This is a genomic window from Streptomyces ficellus (genome assembly GCF_009739905.1).
Lineage (GTDB): Bacteria > Actinomycetota > Actinomycetes > Streptomycetales > Streptomycetaceae > Streptomyces > Streptomyces ficellus_A.
In genome coordinates this window covers 2,894,360-2,914,259 of record NZ_CP034279.1, presented here as the reverse complement: position 1 = coordinate 2,914,259, position 19,900 = coordinate 2,894,360, and the positions used below count along the sequence as shown (strand labels likewise).

Here is a 19,900-nt window from a genome sequence, read left to right as displayed (position 1 = left end):
GCGGGAACCACGTGCGGTTCGCGTGGGGACCGACCCACTCGGGAACCACTCGGGGGCGACGGGAGGCAGCGGTGAGGACAGCGACACTGGGACCCGCCGAGCGCGCACAGGCGCTGGCGGCCATGGCCGATCGTGAACTGGACGTGCTGGTCGTGGGCGCCGGAGTAGTGGGCGCCGGGACGGCTCTCGACGCGGCGACACGCGGCCTCGCGACCGGCCTCGTCGAGGCGCGTGACTGGGCGTCCGGCACCTCCAGCCGGTCGAGCAAGCTGATCCACGGCGGGCTGCGCTATCTGGAGATGCTGGACTTCGCCCTCGTACGGGAAGCGCTGAAGGAACGCGGGCTGCTGCTGGAGCGCCTCGCCCCCCACCTGGTCAAACCGGTGCCGTTCCTCTACCCGCTCCAGCACAAGGGCTGGGAGCGGTTCTACGCCGGATCGGGCGTGGCGCTGTACGACGCCATGTCCGTCTCCTCCGGACACGGCCGCGGCCTGCCCATGCACCGGCACCTGTCCCGGCGCGGCGCGCTGCGGGTGGCACCGGCGCTCAGGAAGGACGCGCTCGTCGGGGCACTGCAGTACTACGACGCCCAGATGGACGACGCCCGGTTCGTGGCCACCCTCGTACGCACGGCGGCCGGCTACGGCGCGCACGTCGCCAGCCGGGCCCGCGTCATCGGCTTCCTGCGCGAGGGCGAGCGCGTCGTCGGCGCCCGCGTGCAGGACGTGGAAGGGGGCGGCGAGTACGAGGTCCGCGCCAAACAGGTCGTCAACGCCACCGGAGTGTGGACGGACGACACACAGGCCCTGATCGCAGAGCGGGGCCAGTTCCACGTCCGCGCGTCGAAGGGCATCCACCTCGTCGTGCCCAAGGACCGGATCCACTCGACCACCGGTCTGATCCTGCGCACCGAGAAGTCGGTCCTCTTCGTCATCCCCTGGGGCCGCCACTGGATCGTGGGGACCACCGACACCGACTGGGACCTGGACAAGGCACACCCGGCGGCGTCCAGCGCCGACATCGACTACCTCCTGGAGCACGTGAACAGCGTCCTCGCGGTACCGCTCACCCGCGACGACGTCCAGGGCGTGTACGCGGGCCTCCGGCCGCTGCTGGCCGGCGAGTCCGACGCCACGAGCAAACTGTCGCGCGAACACACGGTCGCCCACCCGGTGCCGGGCCTGGTCGTCGTGGCGGGCGGCAAGTACACGACCTACCGGGTGATGGCCAAGGACGCCGTCGACGAGGCGGTGCACGGCCTCGACCTCCGGGTGGCCTCCTGCGTCACCGAGGACGTGCCACTGCTGGGCGCCGAGGGCTACCGCGCCCTGTGGAACGCCCGCGCCCGCATCGCCGCCCGGACGGGCCTTCACGTGGTGCGCGTGGAACACCTGTTGAACCGGTACGGCTCGCTCGTCGAGGAACTGCTGGACCTGATCGCCGCCGACCCGAAACTCGGCGAACCCCTGGGCGGCGCCGACGACTACCTGCGCGCCGAGGTCGTCTACGCCGCGTCGCACGAGGGCGCCAGGCACCTGGACGACGTCCTCACCCGGCGGACGCGCATCTCCATCGAGACGTTCGACCGGGGCACCCGCTGTGCGCGCGAGTGCGCCGAACTGATGGCGCCGGTGCTGGGCTGGGACGAAGGGCACATCGAGAAGGAGGTGGAGCACTACGAGAAGCGCGTGGAGGCGGAGCGCGAGTCGCAGCGACAGCCGGACGACCTCACGGCCGACGCCGCCCGCCTGGGCGCCCCCGACATCGTGCCGCTGTAGGGCGGTCGGCGGAGTCGGTAATCGGTAGGCAGGTGGTGGCTCGTCGCCGTGCACGCCGGTCCTGGACGGTTACCCACCGTCAGTCCGCTGCGCCGGTGCGCCGAGGCGAGGAGGAGTGCGGAGGCGTGGTTGCGGCCGCGCCGACACCACGGGGGCAGTTGTCGGGTCGTCACCATGCCGCCGGGGGCGCCGGACGTGCCTGAGGGGAGGACGTGCGGTGCGGGCGCGGGTGGGTGAGGACGCGACATCGGCGGGGGTGCGGCTCGGTGCGGTGGGGCGCGATGCGGCGCGCTGGGGTGTGGTGCGGCGCTGGGCATGGCCGTCGGGGGTAAGTCGCGGTAGAACGGCGGAGGGGGCGGGGGAGGGGGTGGGGGGAGGGCCCCCGGGCAGCGGATCGGCGCCGGGGCCGAGCAGGGCCGTGACCAGCACAAGGTCCCGTCGGGCGTGGGACCGTGGCATCGTGTGGTCTCTCCTGTAAGGGCCGTCCCGGGGCACGGAGGACCCGGGAGATCCGCCGGTCCCGGAGTGAGAGACAATGGACGCTCTTCCAGGGCGGGTTACCGCATCGCGCGGAAGCGGCAGGCGCGGGCGAGGATCAGGGATCGCAGAGGGGACGCATGTCGGGAGCGGAGCAGTCGCGGAACGCGGCTCGGAAACCTCAGCGGAACGTGGGGAAGTCGGGCGTCGAGTCGGACGGGCCGGGCCAGGATCCGCGCACCGGAACGGCCGGGGACGCACCCGCCACGTCGGGTACGGAGCCGGTCAGGGACGCGACCATGAAGCTGAGCACCGGCCGCCCCGCGGACGACGGTGCGAACAAGGGCGAGTCGGTCCCCGCCCCGCGGTCCGGCAAGGGCGCGCGTGCCGCCAAGTCCGGCGGCGGCTCGGGCCAGGACGCGGGCGGCGCGACGGACGCCGACCGGCCCGGTGCGGCCGCGGCCGATGCCGCTGACGACGCGTCGGCGCCCTCGCCCACGGGCGCCGGTTCGGAGAAGCCCGAGGCCCCGAAGGTGCCCGCCGAGGCTGCCAAGTCCAGGGTCGCGAAGGCATCAAAGGCAGCGAAGGACTCGGGCGGCTCCGGGGACGACGTGGACGGCGCGGCCGGCGCGGCCGACTCCGCGGTTTCGTCGGACCCGTCCGTCGAGGGCAAGGATTCCGGAGACCCGAAGGGTTCCCCGGACGCCTCCGCGGACCGGAAGGACCTGAAGGACTCGAAGGACTCGAAGGGCCCGAAGGGTGCGGAGAGCCCGGCAGCCGCTCCCGCGAGCCTGAAGAAGTCCGGGAGCGCGCAGGAGCCCGTCGCCCCGAAGGACGCCGAGGCCCCCAAGTCGCCCAAGCCCGACAAAGCGCCGGCGCCCGCACCCGCCGACGCCCGAGCACCCAAGAGCGCCCAGCCCTCCGACGCCAAGGCGTCCTCCGATGCCAAGCCGTCCTCCGACGCCAAGGCGTCCACCGGCGCCAAGCCGTCCTCCGACGCCAAGGCGCCCGCGGCGGGTGGCCGTGCGGGTGGCCGGGCCGATGCGGCGGCTGCGGTGCGGCCGGCCGGCGAGGGGCGGCTGCTCGCGGGGCGTTACCGGCTCGGAGGCGTGCTGGGCCGGGGCGGCATGGGCACGGTGTGGCGGGCGGTCGACGAGACGCTCGGGCGTACCGTCGCCGTCAAGGAGCTGCGGTTCCCCAGCAGCATCGACGAGGACGAGAAGCGCCGCCTGATCACGCGCACCCTGCGCGAGGCCAAGGCGATCGCCCGGATCCGTAACAACGGGGCCGTGACGGTCTACGACGTCGTCGACGAGGACGACCGTCCCTGGATCGTGATGGAGCTGATCGAGGGCAAGTCGCTCGCCGACGCCATCCGGGAGGACGGCGTCCTGAGCCCGCGGCGGGCCGCCGAGGTCGGGCTCGCCATCCTCGACGTCCTGCGCTCCGCGCACCGCGAGGGCATCCTGCACCGTGACGTGAAGCCGTCGAACGTCCTCATCGCGGACGACGGCCGGGTCGTCCTCACCGACTTCGGCATCGCGCAGGTCGAGGGCGACCCGTCCATCACCTCGACGGGCATGCTCGTCGGCGCGCCCTCGTACATCTCGCCCGAGCGGGCCCGTGGGCACAAGCCTGGCCCGGCGGCGGACATGTGGTCGCTGGGCGGCCTGCTGTACGCGTGCGTGGAGGGCTGCCCGCCGTACGACAAGGGCTCCGCCATCGCCACGCTGACCGCCGTGATGACCGAGCAGCTCGACCCGCCGAAGAACGCGGGCCCGCTGGAGGAGGTCATCTACGGGCTGCTGCACAAGGATCCGGCCAAGCGCCTCGACGACGCGGGCGCCCGCGTGCTGCTCAACGACGTGATTCACGCGCCCGAGGCGCCGGTGGTGCCCGAGCCGTCGCCGGAGACCACCCGTATCGTGCCGCTGCTGCCGCTCCCCGGCGAGGGGGCCGTGGGCAGGGCGAAGGAGGCGGACGACCCGGCGGCGGAGCGGATGCGGGGCGCGCTGCGCTCGGTACGCAACGCGGCGGCGTTCGCCAAGGCGGAGTCGGCCTCCGGGGCGCAGACCGCCGAGCGTTCCGCGCCGGTGACGCCGGCCCGGGCGCCGCTCACCGACGTGGTGCCGCGGCGCACGCTCGTGATCATCGCGGTGGTGGTGGTGCTCGCCGTGCTCGCCACCATCCTGGTCTTCGCGCTGGGCGGTGGCGACGAGCCGGGCGCCAAGGGCCAGGGCACGCCGGGCACCGACCGGACGGCGTCGGCGGGTGCGACGGCCTCGGCCGGTACGGACGCCGGCAACAATGAACGGCCCGACGGTGAGCAGGGCAAGGAGCAGGGCGGTGACCAGCCCGGCACCGGCGGTGGCAATGGCAGCGGAGGCACCGGCGGAGACGGCGGTACGAAGCCGTCCGGTGACACCGGAGCGACGGCCGGGGCCGGTTCGGGCAGTGGCTCGGCGGCCCTGCCGGCCGGGTACCGTCTGGTCACCGACGACCGGTTCCACTTCACCATGGGCATGCCGTCGGGCTTCGCCAGGACCGCCATAGCGGGGCAGAACTCGGGTGGCATATACAGCGCGGGCGGCGGGTTCCCCCGTGTCCAGGTGGACTTCACCAACAGCCCGGGTGACGACGCCGCCGCGGCCTGGGCCGCCGCCGTGGTCGGTCTGAAGGCCAGTGTCAGTGGCTACAAGCATCATGGGATCGACAAGGTCGACTACAAGGGTTATCCGACGGTCGCCGACTGGCAGTTCGAGCGCAGGCAGAGCGGAGAGCAGGTGAGGGTGCTCAACCGGGGCTTCAAGGTGGACGCGAAGCGCGGCTACTCGATCATGATTACGTGCAAGTCCGCCGAGTGGGACGCGGCCGAGTGCAAGACGCTGCGGGACACGGCGTTCGCGACGTTCAGCCCCAAGGACTGACCAGGGCCACGTATCGTGAGAGCTCGTGGACCGTACGCAGCCGGAAAGTAGTGGGTAACTGCACGCCGGGCGACCGGAATTGACGGGTTCGTACGGTCCGTGAGGCAGGCGTACGGTCTGTGAGGCAGGCGTACGGACTGTGAGACCGGGGGACAGCGCGCTCGTGGGGAGGCGGCGTCGTGGACGACTACGCGGGAAGGGTGCTCGCCGACCGCTACCGCCTGCCCTTGCCGCCCTCCGACGAGTACGAACTCGTCGAGACGCGGGCCTTTGACACCTACAGCGGCCAGGAAGTGCTGGTCCGCCAGCTCCCGTTGCCGGAGGTCGTCGACGCCGAGGTGATGGAGCCGGACGGGCCGGCGGGTTACGCCGGAGCGGACGGCGCGCGCGTGCCGTCCCGCGGATCCACCACCGGCCGGGCGGTCCGCAGGTCCGGTGACCCGGCGGTGCGGCGGGCGATCGAGGCCGCGCAGGCGGCCGCGCAGATCCCGGACCACCCCCGGCTCGACCAGGTCTTCGACGTCTTCGCCGAGGCCGGGTCGCTGTGGATAGTGAGTGAACTGGTCGCGGCCCGGCCGCTGGCGGCCCTCCTCGCGGAGAAGCCGCTGAGCCCCTACCGCGCGGCCGAGATCGGCTCCGACGTGCTGACCGCGCTGCGCGCCCTCCACGCGCACGGCTGGGTCCACCGGAACATCACGGTGCGTACGGTGCTGGTCTGCGACGACGGACGGGTGGTCCTGACGGGGCTCGCCGCGGGCGCCGCGGAAGAGGCCCTCTGCGGGTACGCCCCGGTTCCCGACCCGGACGCCGACGACGACTTCCCGCACCCGCCGGACCCTCCGGGGCCCGCGCCCACCCCGCTGCCCGCCCTCGCCCCCGGCTACGAGCCGGCCACCCCCGCGCTGCCGGAACCCCGCACCCTCCAGGAGCCGCCCCCGGCCCTGGGCCACTCCGCCCTCACGGGCACCGGGCGGGGCGGCGCCCCCGGCCTGCCCGCGCCCGAGCGTCCCGGCCTCCCGGAGCCCGCCGCGCCGGACCACCGTGCCTCCCGGGCCGGAGCCATCGCCGCGTACCGGGCCGGGGCGCGGGCCGCCGGGCGCGCGGACGAGGCGGGCGCGGCCCTCTCCCTGCCGCCCCCGCCCAAGGGCCCCGCCGCGCCCGCGGGCGGGACACCGGGCGACTACGAGCCGCAGTGGTGGACCCACGCAGCCGACCTCGACGACGACGAGGACGACGACCACGACCCCGGCCACCCCGGACGGGGCCGTGCCACCGGGCCGGGTGACGGAAGTGATGAGGGCGGGACGAGTGGCGGCGGTGCGCCCCGGCGCGCCCTGCTGACCGGCACCTGGAGCGACGGTCCGGGCTCCGGTTCCGGCATCGGCTCCGGGGCCGGTCCGGTCCCGGCGGGCGGGGGCGTCTCGCCGTACGGGGCGCGGGACGCGCTGCGCGCCGACGCCCGGCGCCAGGGGCAACCGCGGTCCGGCGACGGTACGGTGCCGCCCCCGGGGACCCACGCCGGGGCCCACTCCGGCGCGCCCGGTGCGTCCGGTGAGGCGGCCGAGCCCCGGTACCGGGGTCCGGCCACGCCCCTCGCGGCCGAGCGGGCCCGCCAGGCCCGGGTCGCGATCGTGGGTGCCGTGACCGAGCGGTGGGCGCCCGAGCAGGCGGGGCCGGTCCACGACACGTGGCAGTTGGCGCCGCCCATCGGCCCCTCCACCGACCTGTGGGCGCTCGGGGCGCTGCTGTACCGCGCGGTCCAGGGCCATGCCCCGTACCCCGAGGAGAACGCGGCCGAGCTGGTCCAGATGGTGTGCGCCGAGCCGCCCGCGTTCGCGGAGGAGTGCGGCCCGCTGCGCCCGGTCGTCGAGTCGCTGCTGCGTCAGGACCCGACCGAGCGGCCGGACTTCGAGGAGCTGCGCGGCTGGTTGCGGTCGCTGGTCCGGTCGGCGCCGGAGCCCGACGCGGGCGCCGGGGTCGTCCCCATGCCGTCCGTCGACGCCGCCCGCCTTCCCGTCGTACGCCGCCGGGGCGAACTGGTCCGCAGGCGCCGCGCGGGCGCGGCCGGAACCACTCACGGCCGGCACCGCGGTCACGCCCGGAGGGCGAGGCCCGCGAAGAGCGGTGGCCGCGTGCCCGGAAACGCCGTCGCCCCGCACGGCGCCCGTGGCCCCCGCGCGCTCGGCCGCACCCTGCTGATCGTCATACTGCTGGCCCTCGTCGCGGCCATCGCGTACGCCGTGATGTTCATGCCCAAGGCGGAGCAGCAGCAGGGCCAGGCACGGACCCCCCAGGCCCCGCAGACCCCACCCGCCTCGCAGCAGCCCCAGCAGCCCCAGCTGCCGTCCCAGAACCAGCCGTCCGGGGATCCGCAGCAGCAGCAGCCGACGCCGAGCGTCCCCGCCCCGTCGACGAACACCGTCTCGCCCGGCTCACCGAACGGGCCGGACGCGCCCGACATGCCTGCCGGGTACACGCTGCGTGACGATCCGGAGGGTTTCCGGATCGGTGTCGACAAGACCTGGCACCGCAGCCCCATCAACGACGTCGGACAGATCCGCTACACCGGCGGCGACTTCACCCTGATCGTCGTCCCCGGCCGGGACACCGTCGCGGCGGGCGGCAGCGACCCGCTGGAGTACCAGCGCACCAAGGAGCGCGAACTCCAGCCCTGGCGGGACAGCAGCTGGGCGACCGCCTCCGGCCTGCGCCGGATCGACGTGGGCCGACAGGTCATGGCTGAGGGCCAGTTCACCTGGTCGGACGCCAACGGCCGTGAGGTGTACGTGCGGAACCTCGCCCTCATCGTGGGCGACCGCTACCACGTCGTGCAGGTCCTCGGACCGGAGAGCCAGCGTGACAAGGTGTCCGAGATCTACCAACAGGCCGTCAGCACCTACCGCTCCACGCGCTGACGGGCCCGCGGCGACCGCGTCCCGCACCACCGCCCCCGTCGCCCCCCCCGCGTGGCCCACCGCCCACACACCGCAAATGCGCCCGAAAGCCCAAGGGCGCATCACAGAGCGGTCTCCTTGCCCGCCCCGAGGTTTCGGCCAGGGCGCCACCCTCCGTAACCTGGGATCCGAAGGAACGAGCGGGGGACAGTGGAACACTCTCAAGGTATGGGCGCGGGACTCGTACTCGCCGGGCGCTACCGGCTGAGCGAGGCCATCGGCCGCGGCGGCATGGGCAAGGTGTGGCGCGCCCACGACGAAGTGCTGCACCGCACCGTCGCCGTCAAGGAGCTCACGGCCGGCAAGTACGCCTCCGAGGCCGACCGGGCCGTACTCCACGCCCGTACGCAGAAGGAGGCGCGCGCCGCCGCCCGCATTACGCACCCCGCCGTCGTCACGGTCCACGACGTGCTGGAGCACGACGACCGCCCCTGGATCGTGATGCAGTACGTGGACGGGCCCTCGCTCGCGGACGCCGCCAAGGCGGCCGAGGGCCGTCGCATCGACGCGCGCGAGGCGGCCCGCATCGGGCTGCACGTGCTGGGTGCGCTGCGCGCCGCGCACGCCGCGGGAGTGCTGCACCGGGACGTCAAGCCCGGCAACGTCCTGCTGGCCCGGGACGGCCGCGTCCTGCTCACCGACTTCGGGATCGCGGCCATCGAGGGTGACTCCACCATCACCCGTACCGGCGAACTGGTCGGCTCCATCGAGTACCTGGCCCCCGAACGGGTACGCGGCGGCGACCCCGGCCCCGCCTCCGACCTCTGGTCGCTGGGCGCCACCCTCTACACCGCCGTCGAGGGCGCCTCGCCCTTCCACCGCACGTCACCGATCAGCGTCATGCAGGCCGTGGTGACCGAGGAGCCGCCTCCGGCCGAGCACGCCGGCGCCCTCGCGCCCGTCATCGTGGCGCTGCTCCGCAAGGACCCGGCGGACCGCCCGGACGCCGCCGAGACCGGCCGCATGCTGCTGGAGGCGATGGAGGGCCGCGCCCCGGACGCCGCGCAGGCGTACGTACCGACGCGGACCATCGACCGGGACGAGCTCCGGACCGCGACCGCGACCGCGACCGGGGCATCGACCGGGGCCACGACGGCGAAACTGCCGGACCCCGCGCGGGAGAACAGCCCACACGCCGCCCCCGGCGGAAGCTCGGCGAGCGATACCGAGACCGGAGACACGGCCCCTGGCCCGGCGCCCACCCTCCGCACGACGGACACGTTCCGTGAACAGACGTCGGGCGAAGCGAAGTCCGGCGACGCGACGTCAGGCGACCCGAAGTCCGGTGATCCGGAGGGGACCAAGGGCCAGCACTCCCCGCCCGCGGGAGCCGAACCGCAGCCCCGCCGCAGTCGTTGGCGTACGGCCGTGGTCGGGGCGCTCCTCGCCGGCGTCGTGGGCGGCGCCGCGGGTTTCGCCGTGATGCGGTACGGGAACGACGACACGGCCCGTGCCGAGGCGGCCGACCGGGACGGGGCGGTCCAGACGGTTCCGGACGGCTGGGAGCGGGTCGAGGACCCGTCGGGTTTCAGCCTTCTCGTGCCGAAGGGCTGGAAGCGCCGGACGCAGAGCGGTCAGATCGACTACACGCCCGACAACGGCCGCCACCTCATCCGTATCAGTGTCGACGCCTCACCGGACTTCGAAAATCCCTGTCGCCACATGCTCGATATCGAGAAAGGGCTGAAGAAGCGGCTCCCCCGCTATGAGCGGAAGGAGCTGCACACGAACACGTTCCGTGATCAACTGGAATCGTGTCTGTGGGAGTTCACCTGGGTCGAGAAGAACGAGAACGCGGGCGAGCGGCATGCGATCGACCAGGTGTACTACGCGGACGACGGAACCGAGTACGCGTTGTTCATGTCCGCTCCCGAGGCCGACTGGGCCGTGACCCGGGAGCAGTTCGACATCGTGCTGCGCGGCTGGCGTCCCGCCGAGGAGTGACCCTCGGCGCGAGCAGAGGGGATGTGCCGTGTCCGGATCGGGGCAGCAACGGCGGATCGTCGGACGCTACCGGCTGGAGGCCCGGCTCGGGCGAGGAGGCATGGGGACGGTCTGGCGGGCGTACGACGAGCTGCTCGGCCGCCGCGTCGCCGTCAAGGAACTCCACGTCGACGTGGGCAGCGCGGTCCACCCCACCCTCCGTGAGGCGCGTGCCATCGCGCGCGTGCACCACCCGCACATCGTGTGCGTGCACGACGTCGTCGAGGAGGACGGCGTCCCGTACATCGTCATGGAGCTGGTCGAGGGCGGTTCGCTCGCCGAGCGGCTCGCGAGCCGCGGCCCGCTCGACGCCCGGGAGGCGGCCCGTATCGGCCTCGCGCTGCTGGGCGCCCTGCGTGCCGCGCACGCCCTCGGGGTCCTGCACCGGGACCTGAAGCCGGCCAACGTCCTGCTGGAGGAGGGCACGGGGCGCGTCGTCCTCACCGACTTCGGCATCGCGCAGCTCGCCGGTTCGACGACCATCACGGAGGCGGGGATGTTCGTCGGCTCGCCCGAGTACACGGCGCCGGAGCGGATGCAGGGCGCGCAGGCCGGTCCGGAGACCGACCTGTGGTCGCTCGGGGCGCTGCTGTGCGCGACGCTGACGGGCCAGTCGCCGTTCCACCGCGACTCGTTGGGCGGGGTGCTGCACGCGGTGGTGGAGGAGGACTTCCGGCCGCCCGCCGCAGCGGGGCCCCTCCTGCCGGTCGTACGGGGCCTGTTGCGGCGGGACCCGGCCCGGCGGATGGGCGCGACGGAGGCGGAACGGCTGCTGCGGGCGTACGCCGAGTCCGGACGCCCGCGCGACCACGACGGCGGCTACGAGGAGCGCGGGTACGAGCAGCGCGGCTACGACTCCCGCCCGTACGACTCCCCTCCCTACGACTCCCGCGGGCGCGATTCCCGGGGGCGCGGCTCCCGTGGCCATGGGGTCGCCGACGACGTGCCGTCGCCGTACCGGGGCGGACCGTCCGGGGCGCGCGACCCGTACGCCGACGCCGTTCCGCCCTCCGCGGGCGCCTCGGGCCCCGCTCCGTCCGACGCCGTACCGGAAGGCGCCCGCTCCCGCCCCCGCTCCCGTACCCGTCATCCCGCCCGCCTCCAGGGCCGCCTCCTCGACCGCCGCGGTGAACGCGTCCGCGACCGGCCGCGCGCGCGTGGGGCCCGGCCCGACGGGGTCGCCGTGCCCCGGCGCACCGGCCGTGCGCCCCTGGGCGGGCTCCGGACGCCCCTGGTGGCGGCCGTGGTGCTGGTGGCCCTCGCGGGGGCGGGCGCGGCGGGTGTGCTGCTCCTCCGGGGCGCCGGCGACGGTGACGGGGGCGGCGACCGACCGACGGCGTCGGCCCCCGTCTCGCCCACGCCGAACGCGCCGGCGCCGACCGGTCCGAACATGCCCGGCGCGGCCGCGGGCACCGGTACCGGCCCGGGCGGCACCCCCGACCCCGCAGCCACCGGGAGCGCGGCCACCCCCGGCGCCCCGGCCACGGGTGCGCCGCCCGCGTCCGCGCCCGCCCGCGTACCGGCCGGGTACCGGTCCGCCGCCGATCCGCGCGGTTTCACGCTGACCGTGCCGGTGGGGTACGTCCGCTCCGCCGACGACAGGCGGGTGTTCTACATGTCCTCCGACCGGGCCATGCGGATCGGGGTCCGGATCCGGCCGCCGGATTCCGACGGGCCACTCGCGTCGATGCGCCGCGCCCACGCGAGGGGGCCGGAGGCCCACCCCGGCTACCGCGACGCCCGGGTGACCCCGACGACGCACAACGGGCTGCCGGCCGCGCTCCGCGAGTTCACCTGGAACGGCTTCTCCCGCTCGGAGGGGGCCCGGCGCAGCTACGACATCTGCTGGGACGAGAGCGGCCGTATGTACGACGTGTGGGTGTCGGCGCCGGTGGCCCGGCTCGACGAGCTGAAGCGTCACTTCGACACCGTGCTGGATTCTTTCCGGGTGCGGCATTCCTGACCGATCCGGTCCGGCCAGCCGCTGATCAGGCCTTATTTGCCAGTGAACGCTGGCATGGTGTGAGCGCCTGCGGGAAGCCCGGTGAAAACCTGTTACCGGCGGGTACCGCGCGGGCCGCATCCGGAATACCCTCGCCCCCATGACGGAGACGACCGACGACACGACGGCCCCGCAGGCCCCCGCCACTCCCCGCGTCACCAATCCGGTGGCCCCGGCTCCGGCCGGTGCCCGCACCGCGGCCGACGTGGTCACGCCCGAGGTGGTCGCCCAGCTCACCCGTGGCGTCGTCGGGTCCGGCCGGACCGCCAACCACACGCCCTTCACCGGGGAGCGGCTGGCGGAGCTGCCCGAGTCCACTCCCGAGGACGTCGCCGAGGCGTTCGCCCGGGCCCGCGCCGCCCAGCCCGTCTGGGCCGCCACGCCCGTACGCGCGCGTGCCGCCGTCCTCCTGCGCTTCCACGACCTGGTCCTGGAGCGGCAGGCCGAGGTCCTCGACCTGATCCAGCTGGAGACGGGCAAGGCCCGGCTGCACGCCCACGAGGAGGTCCAGGCCGTCGCCGTCGCCGCCCGCCACTACGGGCGCCGGGCGGCCGCGTACCTGAAGCCGAAGCGCCACACCGGCGTCGTACCGACCCTCACCAAGGTGACCGAGCTGCGCCAGCCGCGCGGGGTCGTCGGCCAGATCGCGCCCTGGAACTACCCCCTCGAGCTGTCCGTGGGCGACGCCCTGCCCGCGTTCGTCGCCGGCAACGCGGTCGTGATGAAGCCCGACACCGAGACCGCGCTCACCGCGCTGTGGGCGCGTGACCTCCTCGTGGAGGCCGGGCTGCCCGCCGAGGTGTTCCAGGTCGTCCTCGGCGACGGTCCGGTCGTCGGCCCCGAGGTGGTCAAGCACGCCGACTACGTGTCGTTCACCGGCTCCACCCGCACCGGCCGCGAGGTCGCGCAGGGCGCGGCGGCCCGCCTCGTCGGCGTCTCCCTCGAACTGGGCGGCAAGAACGCCATGCTGGTCCTGCACGACGCGGACGTGGAGAAGGCCGCCGCGGGTGCCGTGCGCGCCTGCTTCTCGTCGGCCGGCCAGCTCTGCATCTCCATCGAGCGGCTGTACGTCCACGAGTCCGTCGCCGACGACTTCGTCGAGCGGTTCGCCGCCCGCACGAAGGCGATGCGGCTCGGCAACTCCCTCGCCTACGGCGCCGACATGGGGTCCCTGGTCGGCGAGCGGCAGCTGGAGACGGTGACGCGGCACGTCGAGGAGGCCGTCGCCAAGGGCGCCACCGTCGTCGCCGGCGGCGTCGCCCGCCCCGACATCGGCCCGCTGTTCTACGAACCGACCATCCTGGACGGCGTCCAGGAGCCGATGGCCGTGTGCACGGAGGAGACCTTCGGCCCGGTCGTGTCCGTCTACCGCTTCAGCGACGAGGACGAGGTCGTCGAGCGCGCCAACGCCACCGCGTACGGCCTCAACGCCAGCGTCTGGACCAAGGACGGCCGCCGCGGCCACGCCGTCGCCGCGAAGCTCCGCACCGGCACGGTCAACATCAACGAGGGGTACGCGCCGGCGTACGGCAGCGTCCAGTCGCCCATGGGCGGCATGAAGGACTCCGGCCTGGGGCGGCGCCACGGCTCCGAGGGCATCCTCAAGTACACCGAGGCCCAGACGGTGGCCCAGCAGCGGGTGCTCCCGCTGGCGCCCTCCTTCGGCATGGACGACGAGAGGTACGCGGCGCTGATGAGCCGCAGCCTGCGCCTGATGAAGGCGTTCCGCTTCCGCTGACCCCTTCCGCCGGCCCCGTCCAGCCAGCCCCGTCCCGCCAGCCCCTTCCTTCCCCTTCGTTTTCGTTCGGTACGAGGAGAGCCCATGCCCCAGGTCCCCGATGCCCGGAACCAGACCGACGCGCCCGACGGGTACGACTACGACGTCGTCGTCATCGGCTCCGGCTTCGGCGGCTCGGTGTCGGCCCTCCGCCTGACCGAGAAGGGCTACCGGGTCGGCGTCCTGGAGGCGGGCCGCCGCTTCACCCCGGCCACCCTGCCGAAGAGCTCCTGGGACGTGAAGAACTACCTGTGGGCCCCCGCCCTCGGGCTGTTCGGCCTCCAGCGCATCCACCTCCTCGGCAACGTGATGGTCCTGGCGGGCGCCGGGGTCGGCGGCGGGTCCCTCAACTACGCCAACACCCTGTACGTGCCGCCCGAGCCGTTCTTCAAGGACAAGCAGTGGGCGTCCATCACCGACTGGCAGGCGGAACTGGCGCCCTACTACGACCAGGCCAAGCGCATGCTGGGCGTACGGCTCAACCCGACCATGACCCCCTCCGACGTCCACCTGAAGGCGGCGGCGCAGGCGATGGGCGTCGGCGACACGTTCCACCTCGCACCCGTCGGCGTGTTCTTCGGCGACGGCGGGGACGCCGACGGCAGCGCCAAGGCCAGGCCGGGCCAGGAGGTGGCGGACCCCTACTTCGGCGGGGCGGGCCCGGCGCGCCGCGCCTGCACCGAGTGCGGCGAGTGCATGACCGGCTGCCGGCACGGCGCCAAGAACAACCTCACCGAGAACTACCTCTACCTGGCCGAGAAGGCCGGGGCCGTCATCCACCCCATGACGACGGTCACCGCCGTCGCCGACGACCCGTCCGGCGAGGGGTACGCGGTCTCGACCGTCCCCACGCACCGCCGCCGCAAGGCCGCCCCGCGCACCCTGCGCTGCCGCTACGTCGTCGTCGCGGCCGGTACGTACGGCACCCAGACGCTGCTGCACCGGATGAAGGACGAGGGCAGGCTCCCGCGCGTCTCCGACCGCCTCGGCGAGCTGACCCGTACCAACTCCGAGGCGCTGGTGGGCTCCCAGACCACGGACCGCCGCTACCGCAAACGGCACGGCCACGCGCGCGTGGACTTCACCCAGGGCGTCGCCATCACGTCGTCCATCCACCCGGACGCCAGCACCCACATCGAACCGGTCCGCTACGGCAAGGGCTCCAACGCGATGGGGTCGCTCTCCATCCTCCAGGTGCCGCACGCCGAGCGCCGCGTCCGGGCCTGGCTCGGCAACGTGGCCCGGCACCCGGTGCTGACCCTGCGGTCGCTGTCCAACCGCCGCTGGTCGGAGCGGACCATCATCGGCCTCGTCATGCAGTCCCTCGACAACTCCCTCACCACCTACCGCAAGCGCGACGGTCTCGGGAAGGGCCTGCTCACCGCCCGCCAGGGGCACGGAGCGCCCAACCCGAAGCAGATACCCGAGGGCACGCGCGCCGCGACCCTCCTCGCCGAGGAGATCAACGGCTTCGCCGGGTCCAACGTCGGTGAGCTGATGGGCACCCCGCTCACCGCCCACTTCCTGGGCGGCTGCGTGATCGGCGCGACGGAGGCGGACGGCGTGATCGACCCGTACCACCGCCTCCACGGCCACCCGGGCATCTCGGTCGTCGACGGTGCCGCCGTGTCCGCAAACCTCGGTGTGAACCCGTCCCTCACGATCACCGCCCAGGCGGAGCGCGCCATGTCCTTCTGGCCCAACAAGGGCGAGGAGGACCCGCGTCCGCGGCCGGGAGCGGCGTACGAACGCCTCGCCCCCGTCGCCCCCGCGTCGCCCGTGGTCCCGGCGAACGCCTTCGGCGCCCTGAAGCTCCCGTTCCTCGGCATGCCGGCGGTCCCGCCGAAGAAGTGACGGCATGAGAGAGGCGCTGCACCCCCCTCCGAGTGCAGCGCCTCCCTTGCTCTGTGGTGCGTGTGTTACGCGGTGGCGCCACCGTTGCGGCGACGCAGCGCGAAGACGACACCGGCGCCGGCGACGACGGTGATGCCACCGGCGATGCCGATGACCGGCAGCATCGAGTTGGAACCGGTCTCGGCCAGCTCACCCTCGACCTTGATCGGGGTCGAACCGCCCTGCGGCTTGAGGTCGGCGGGCTTCTGGTCGGACGGCTTGGCCTCGCCGGCGTCACCGGCCTCGCTGCCGGCGGCCAGGACCTCGAAGTCGTACGAGTCGAAGTCCTCGTAGCAGGCGTCGTCCTTGTCGTAGCCGGTGACGGCGAAGCCGACGGCGCTGCCCGCGGGGGCGGCCTTGTCGATCGAGATGCGCATCTGGAGCGTGCGCTTCTCGTTCTTCTTCAGGTCGACGACGTCGAAGAAGAAGCCGATGTTCTGGTCGGACAGGTTGCCGCTGTCGGACCAGGTGCCGCCCGGCGTCTTGTACTGGACCTTGGCGTACTTCTCGACGAGGCGGTCGGTCATGGCCTCCATGTCGCTCTCGTACGAGGCCCAGGTGGCGAGGACGACGTCGCTGATGTCTTCCTTGCTGTTGTTCTTGACGTCGACCGTGAAGTTCTTCCAGCCGCTGCCGGCGACGATCTTGCCGGGCAGGCCGGAGAGCTTCACGTCGACGGCGGCCTGCTTGCAGAGCTCCTCGTCGACGATCTCGTCGTCCTCGTCGACGACCTCTTCCTCGTCCTCGCCGGCGCCGGGCTTGCCGTCCTCGGGCTTGGTCTCGCCGGGCTTCGTCTCCTCGCCGGCGCCGCCGGTCTCGGTGCCTGCGGGCTCCTTGCCGTCCTCGGGCTTCGTCTCCTCGCCGGTCTCGGTGCCGCCGGTCGCCTGACCGTCCTCGGTCGTGGTGTCGTCGCCGGCCGTGGCGCCGTCGTCGGTCTTCGTACCGTCGTCGGTCTTGGTGCCGTCCTCGGTCGTCGCGGCGCCGTCGTCCGTCTTCGGGGCCTCGTCCGTCGTCGGGGCGCCGTCGTCGGTGGCGTTCTCCGTCCCGCCCGTGGTGCCGGAGGTGGAGGTCGTGCCGGTGGTGCCGTCCGTCGCGTACGCGGCCGGTGCCGCCAGGAAGGCGGCAGGGGCTATGACGGCGGTCGCGGCGGCGACCGCCATGGCGCGGCGAAGCTTCATGAAGACCTCAGTGAAGTCCGGGCGTGCCGCGTCGTGCGGCACGGTGTCGAGGGGCCGACCCGGCGTGGTGTGACGGGTGTGGCCGTTGTTTCGCATGCATGACCCGTGACGGGTGGGGATGGTTGCACGCCAGCTGGCGAAAATCTGATGTGGGCTGCATCACACATTCCGCTTGTGCTCGATCCGTGATCTCCACGGGCGCAACCATCCGCCCGGCCCCCCGGTCCAACCCGTGATCACGCAACAACGACGCACGTTGCCACGGGGGTCCTTGCATGAGACGCGTTTCCTCCACCCTCGCCGCCGCCGGGCTGCTCGCCGGTGCCGTACTGAGCGCCGCACCCGGCGCGTACGCCGCCGACGAGCCGGTCCTCGCGCTCGGCGGCCCGGCCGAAGTGGCCCTGAGGCCCCACCCGGCCACGGGCGCACCACAACGCACGACGATCGACGTCACGGTCGACCACCCGGCCGAGGACGCGGAGGAGGGCGGGTTCGAGGGCGAGTACACCGTCACCTTCGACCTGAGCGGCCTCACCGGCGTGGCCGACGTCCGCTTCGGCGAGACCGGCAGCTCGCACTGCACGATCACCGGCACCACCGGCACGTGCACCGACGCGTTCGGCGTCCCGCCCGGCCGGAGCAGCGTCGCCGAGCTGGAACTCACCGCCGCCAAGGGCGCCGAACCCGGCGCCACGGGCGACCTCGACGTCACCGGCAAGGCCGAGGGCGCCACCTTCACCGCGTTCACGTCCCGCGTGACCGTGGGCGGGCCGGACCTGGTGATGCACCCGCTCGCCCTGAAGGGCGACGTCGAACCGGGCCAGGTGCAGGACGCGCCGCTGTCCTTCACCAACGCCGGCACGGCAGACGCCGACGGCGTACGCCTCACCCTGAGGAGCACGCACGGACTCGGCTACACGCAGCGGTACGCGAACTGCGACTACGCCACCGGGACCAGGGGCTGGACCGAGGCGGTCTGCGACTTCCCCGGCACGTTCGAGGCGGGTGCCACCTACACGCTGGCCGAGCCGATCGGCCTGAAGATGGCCCCCCACGCGTACCGCGAGACGTTCCTGCACCGCGTCGAGGAGCTCGGCGCGACCCGCCGGGCCGCCCATGAGGCCGGGCGGGCCGGGGCGGCCGGGGGCACCGGACCGGAGCTCACCCTGTGGAAGGCGCCCGCGACCGCCCGCGCCCTGGACCTCGACCCGCTGGACAACCAGCAGGAGTTCGACTTCCGCGCCGAGAACACCGCGGACTTCGCCGCGTACGGCGAGACGATCACCGCCACCGCGGGCCAGACGGTCGAGGCGCGGGTCGGCTTCCGCAACGAGGGCCCGGCCTGGATCGGGAACGTCCGCTCCGGCGAGCCCGTCGCCACGGTGGACGTGACCGTCCCGGCGGGCGCCACGGTCACGGCCAAGCCGGCCGGCTGCGCGCCCCGTACCGCCGAGGGCGGGCACCGCGAGGAGCCGCTGGGCGCGCCGCGCTACGTCTGTGACACCTCGATCATGGTGTTCGAGGACGAGGACGTCACGCTGCCCTTCGAGCTGAGGATCGACAAGGTCGTCCCGGACGCCAGGGGCGCCGTGACCGTGCGCGACCAGTACCCGAGCCGGCCGCGGCTCGGCTTCGACCCCGAGGCGGCCAACAACACGGCCCAGCTGGTCCTGAACCCCGCGGACACCGGTTCGGACACCACGGGCGGTACGACGGCGGGCGGTTCGACGAGCGGTTCGACGAGCGGCACGGCCACCGGCGGCACGGCGGCGGGCGGTGCGACGACCGGCGGGACCACCACGGCGGGTACCGGCAGCACCTCGGGTACCACCGGCTCCACCACCGGCTCCGCCGCCACCACCCAGACCGGAGGTCTCGCGAGCACCGGCTCGGCGGCCCTTCCGGTCGCGGCGGGCGCCGCCGCCCTGGTCGTCGCGGGCGCCGCGGCCGTCGCCGTCACCCGCCGCCGCGCGGGCGCCTCCTGACCCTCGGAAGGGCGGCCGACTGATTCGGCGTACGACAAGGGCCCCGCGGAAACGCTTCCGCGGGGCCCTTGGGCGTCGGCACCGGCGTCAGGGCAGCGCCGGGACCGAGCGAGGCGGCGCCGGGGGGTAACGCCGCTCGATGGCAGTGGTTCTGGGGTGGGGACAGAAGGGGAACGGATCCGCGGGGGTGGGGGGCTGGGCGGACCCGATGCGGTCGGCTCCGGGCGTCCCCGGAGCCGACCGCCTTTTCGGGTGACCGGGCTGCTGTCCCCTGCCGTCCGGTCACGCGCGCTGGAGCGAGGTCCCACGACGCACCCCATGAGGTACGCCACACGCTCCAGCGGAGCCACGCGTGGTTTCTTCGGCCCGCCCCTGGATGACACGGACAACGGGACCAACGAAGCCGTACGGGAGCGGTCACGCGCCGTACGGGTGAGAGCGCGCCCGAACTCAGATGCGGCCCCGGCACAGCTCCAGCATCGTCATCGCCAGCGCCGTGCCCGGCCTGCCCAGCGCGTCCCTGTAGTGGCCCAGCACCTCCATCTCGCGCGTCAGGCTCACGCGACGGCCGCCCGACGAGATCCGTGCGTCCTGGATGACGGCCGAGACGGCCATCCGTTCCTGGATCAGGCCGATGATGCGGTCGTCGAGCGCGTCGATGCGCTCGCGTGCGCCCGTGATCACGTGCGCGGCCTCGTCGGTGCGGGCGCCGGTCCTCTCGGCGGCGCTGACGGTGGCGGCGCCACCGGTCGTGGCGGTGGTGTTCGCGCGGGTGGTGTGGGGGCGGGTGGTGTTCGCGGTGGTCGTCATGGCGGGGCTCCTCTGGCGGGGGCGGGCCCTGGGACGGCGACGAGATCCGCGAACGACAGACGCCCCGGACCTTGTCGGCCCGGGGCGCCTGGGGAAGTGCTTGTCAGTGGCTCAAGCAGCACGACCATGGCAGCCG

General features: G+C 73.7%; 10 protein-coding genes. 8 read left to right on the top strand and 2 right to left on the bottom strand.

Annotated features, from left to right (window positions below; genetic code table 11):
• Nucleotides 1-71 precede the first annotated feature (71 nt).
• The 7 genes from EIZ62_RS12535 (at nt 72) to EIZ62_RS12505 (ending at nt 15,752) form a co-directional block, all read left to right on the top strand.
• The gene (locus tag EIZ62_RS12535) at nt 72-1,778 is read left to right on the top strand and encodes a glycerol-3-phosphate dehydrogenase/oxidase (protein ID WP_156692792.1); all 1,707 of its coding nucleotides are present in this window, start codon (nt 72-74) and stop codon (nt 1,776-1,778) included.
• A gap of 776 nt (nt 1,779-2,554) precedes the next feature.
• Entirely contained in the window at nt 2,555-5,182 is a 2,628-nt protein-coding gene (locus tag EIZ62_RS12530) for a serine/threonine-protein kinase (protein WP_244375654.1), read from the top strand.
• 179 nt (nt 5,183-5,361) lie between these two features.
• On the top strand, nt 5,362-8,097 hold the full coding sequence (locus tag EIZ62_RS12525; protein ID WP_156692791.1) for a protein kinase: 2,736 nt from the start codon (nt 5,362-5,364) through the stop codon (nt 8,095-8,097).
• Between the two features lie 189 nt (nt 8,098-8,286).
• Nucleotides 8,287-10,080: a serine/threonine-protein kinase gene (locus tag EIZ62_RS12520; protein ID WP_156692790.1), complete on the top strand. Its 1,794-nt coding sequence runs from the start codon at nt 8,287-8,289 to the stop codon at nt 10,078-10,080.
• Between the two features lie 28 nt (nt 10,081-10,108).
• Nucleotides 10,109-12,082, top strand: coding sequence for a serine/threonine-protein kinase (locus EIZ62_RS12515; protein ID WP_156692789.1), 1,974 nt, complete (start codon nt 10,109-10,111; stop codon nt 12,080-12,082).
• 139 nt (nt 12,083-12,221) lie between these two features.
• A complete protein-coding gene (locus EIZ62_RS12510; protein ID WP_156692788.1) occupies nt 12,222-13,859 on the top strand; it encodes a succinic semialdehyde dehydrogenase in 1,638 nt (545 codons plus the stop codon).
• An 84-nt stretch (nt 13,860-13,943) separates the two neighbouring features.
• Nucleotides 13,944-15,752: a GMC oxidoreductase gene (locus EIZ62_RS12505; protein ID WP_156692787.1), complete on the top strand. Its 1,809-nt coding sequence runs from the start codon at nt 13,944-13,946 to the stop codon at nt 15,750-15,752.
• 65 nt (nt 15,753-15,817) lie between these two features.
• Here EIZ62_RS12505 and EIZ62_RS12500 read toward each other — a convergent pair whose 3' ends face one another.
• Entirely contained in the window at nt 15,818-16,969 is a 1,152-nt protein-coding gene (locus EIZ62_RS12500; protein WP_156692786.1) for an LAETG motif-containing sortase-dependent surface protein, read from the bottom strand.
• A 275-nt stretch (nt 16,970-17,244) separates the two neighbouring features.
• Between EIZ62_RS12500 and EIZ62_RS12495 the strand changes: the two genes are divergently transcribed.
• Entirely contained in the window at nt 17,245-18,954 is a 1,710-nt protein-coding gene (locus EIZ62_RS12495) for a COG1361 family protein (protein ID WP_156692785.1), read from the top strand.
• A gap of 450 nt (nt 18,955-19,404) precedes the next feature.
• On the opposite strand, the gene EIZ62_RS12490 is transcribed toward EIZ62_RS12495, so the two are convergent.
• Nucleotides 19,405-19,764, bottom strand: coding sequence for a chorismate mutase (locus EIZ62_RS12490; RefSeq protein ID WP_156692784.1), 360 nt, complete (start codon nt 19,762-19,764; stop codon nt 19,405-19,407).
• Nucleotides 19,765-19,900 lie beyond the last annotated feature (136 nt).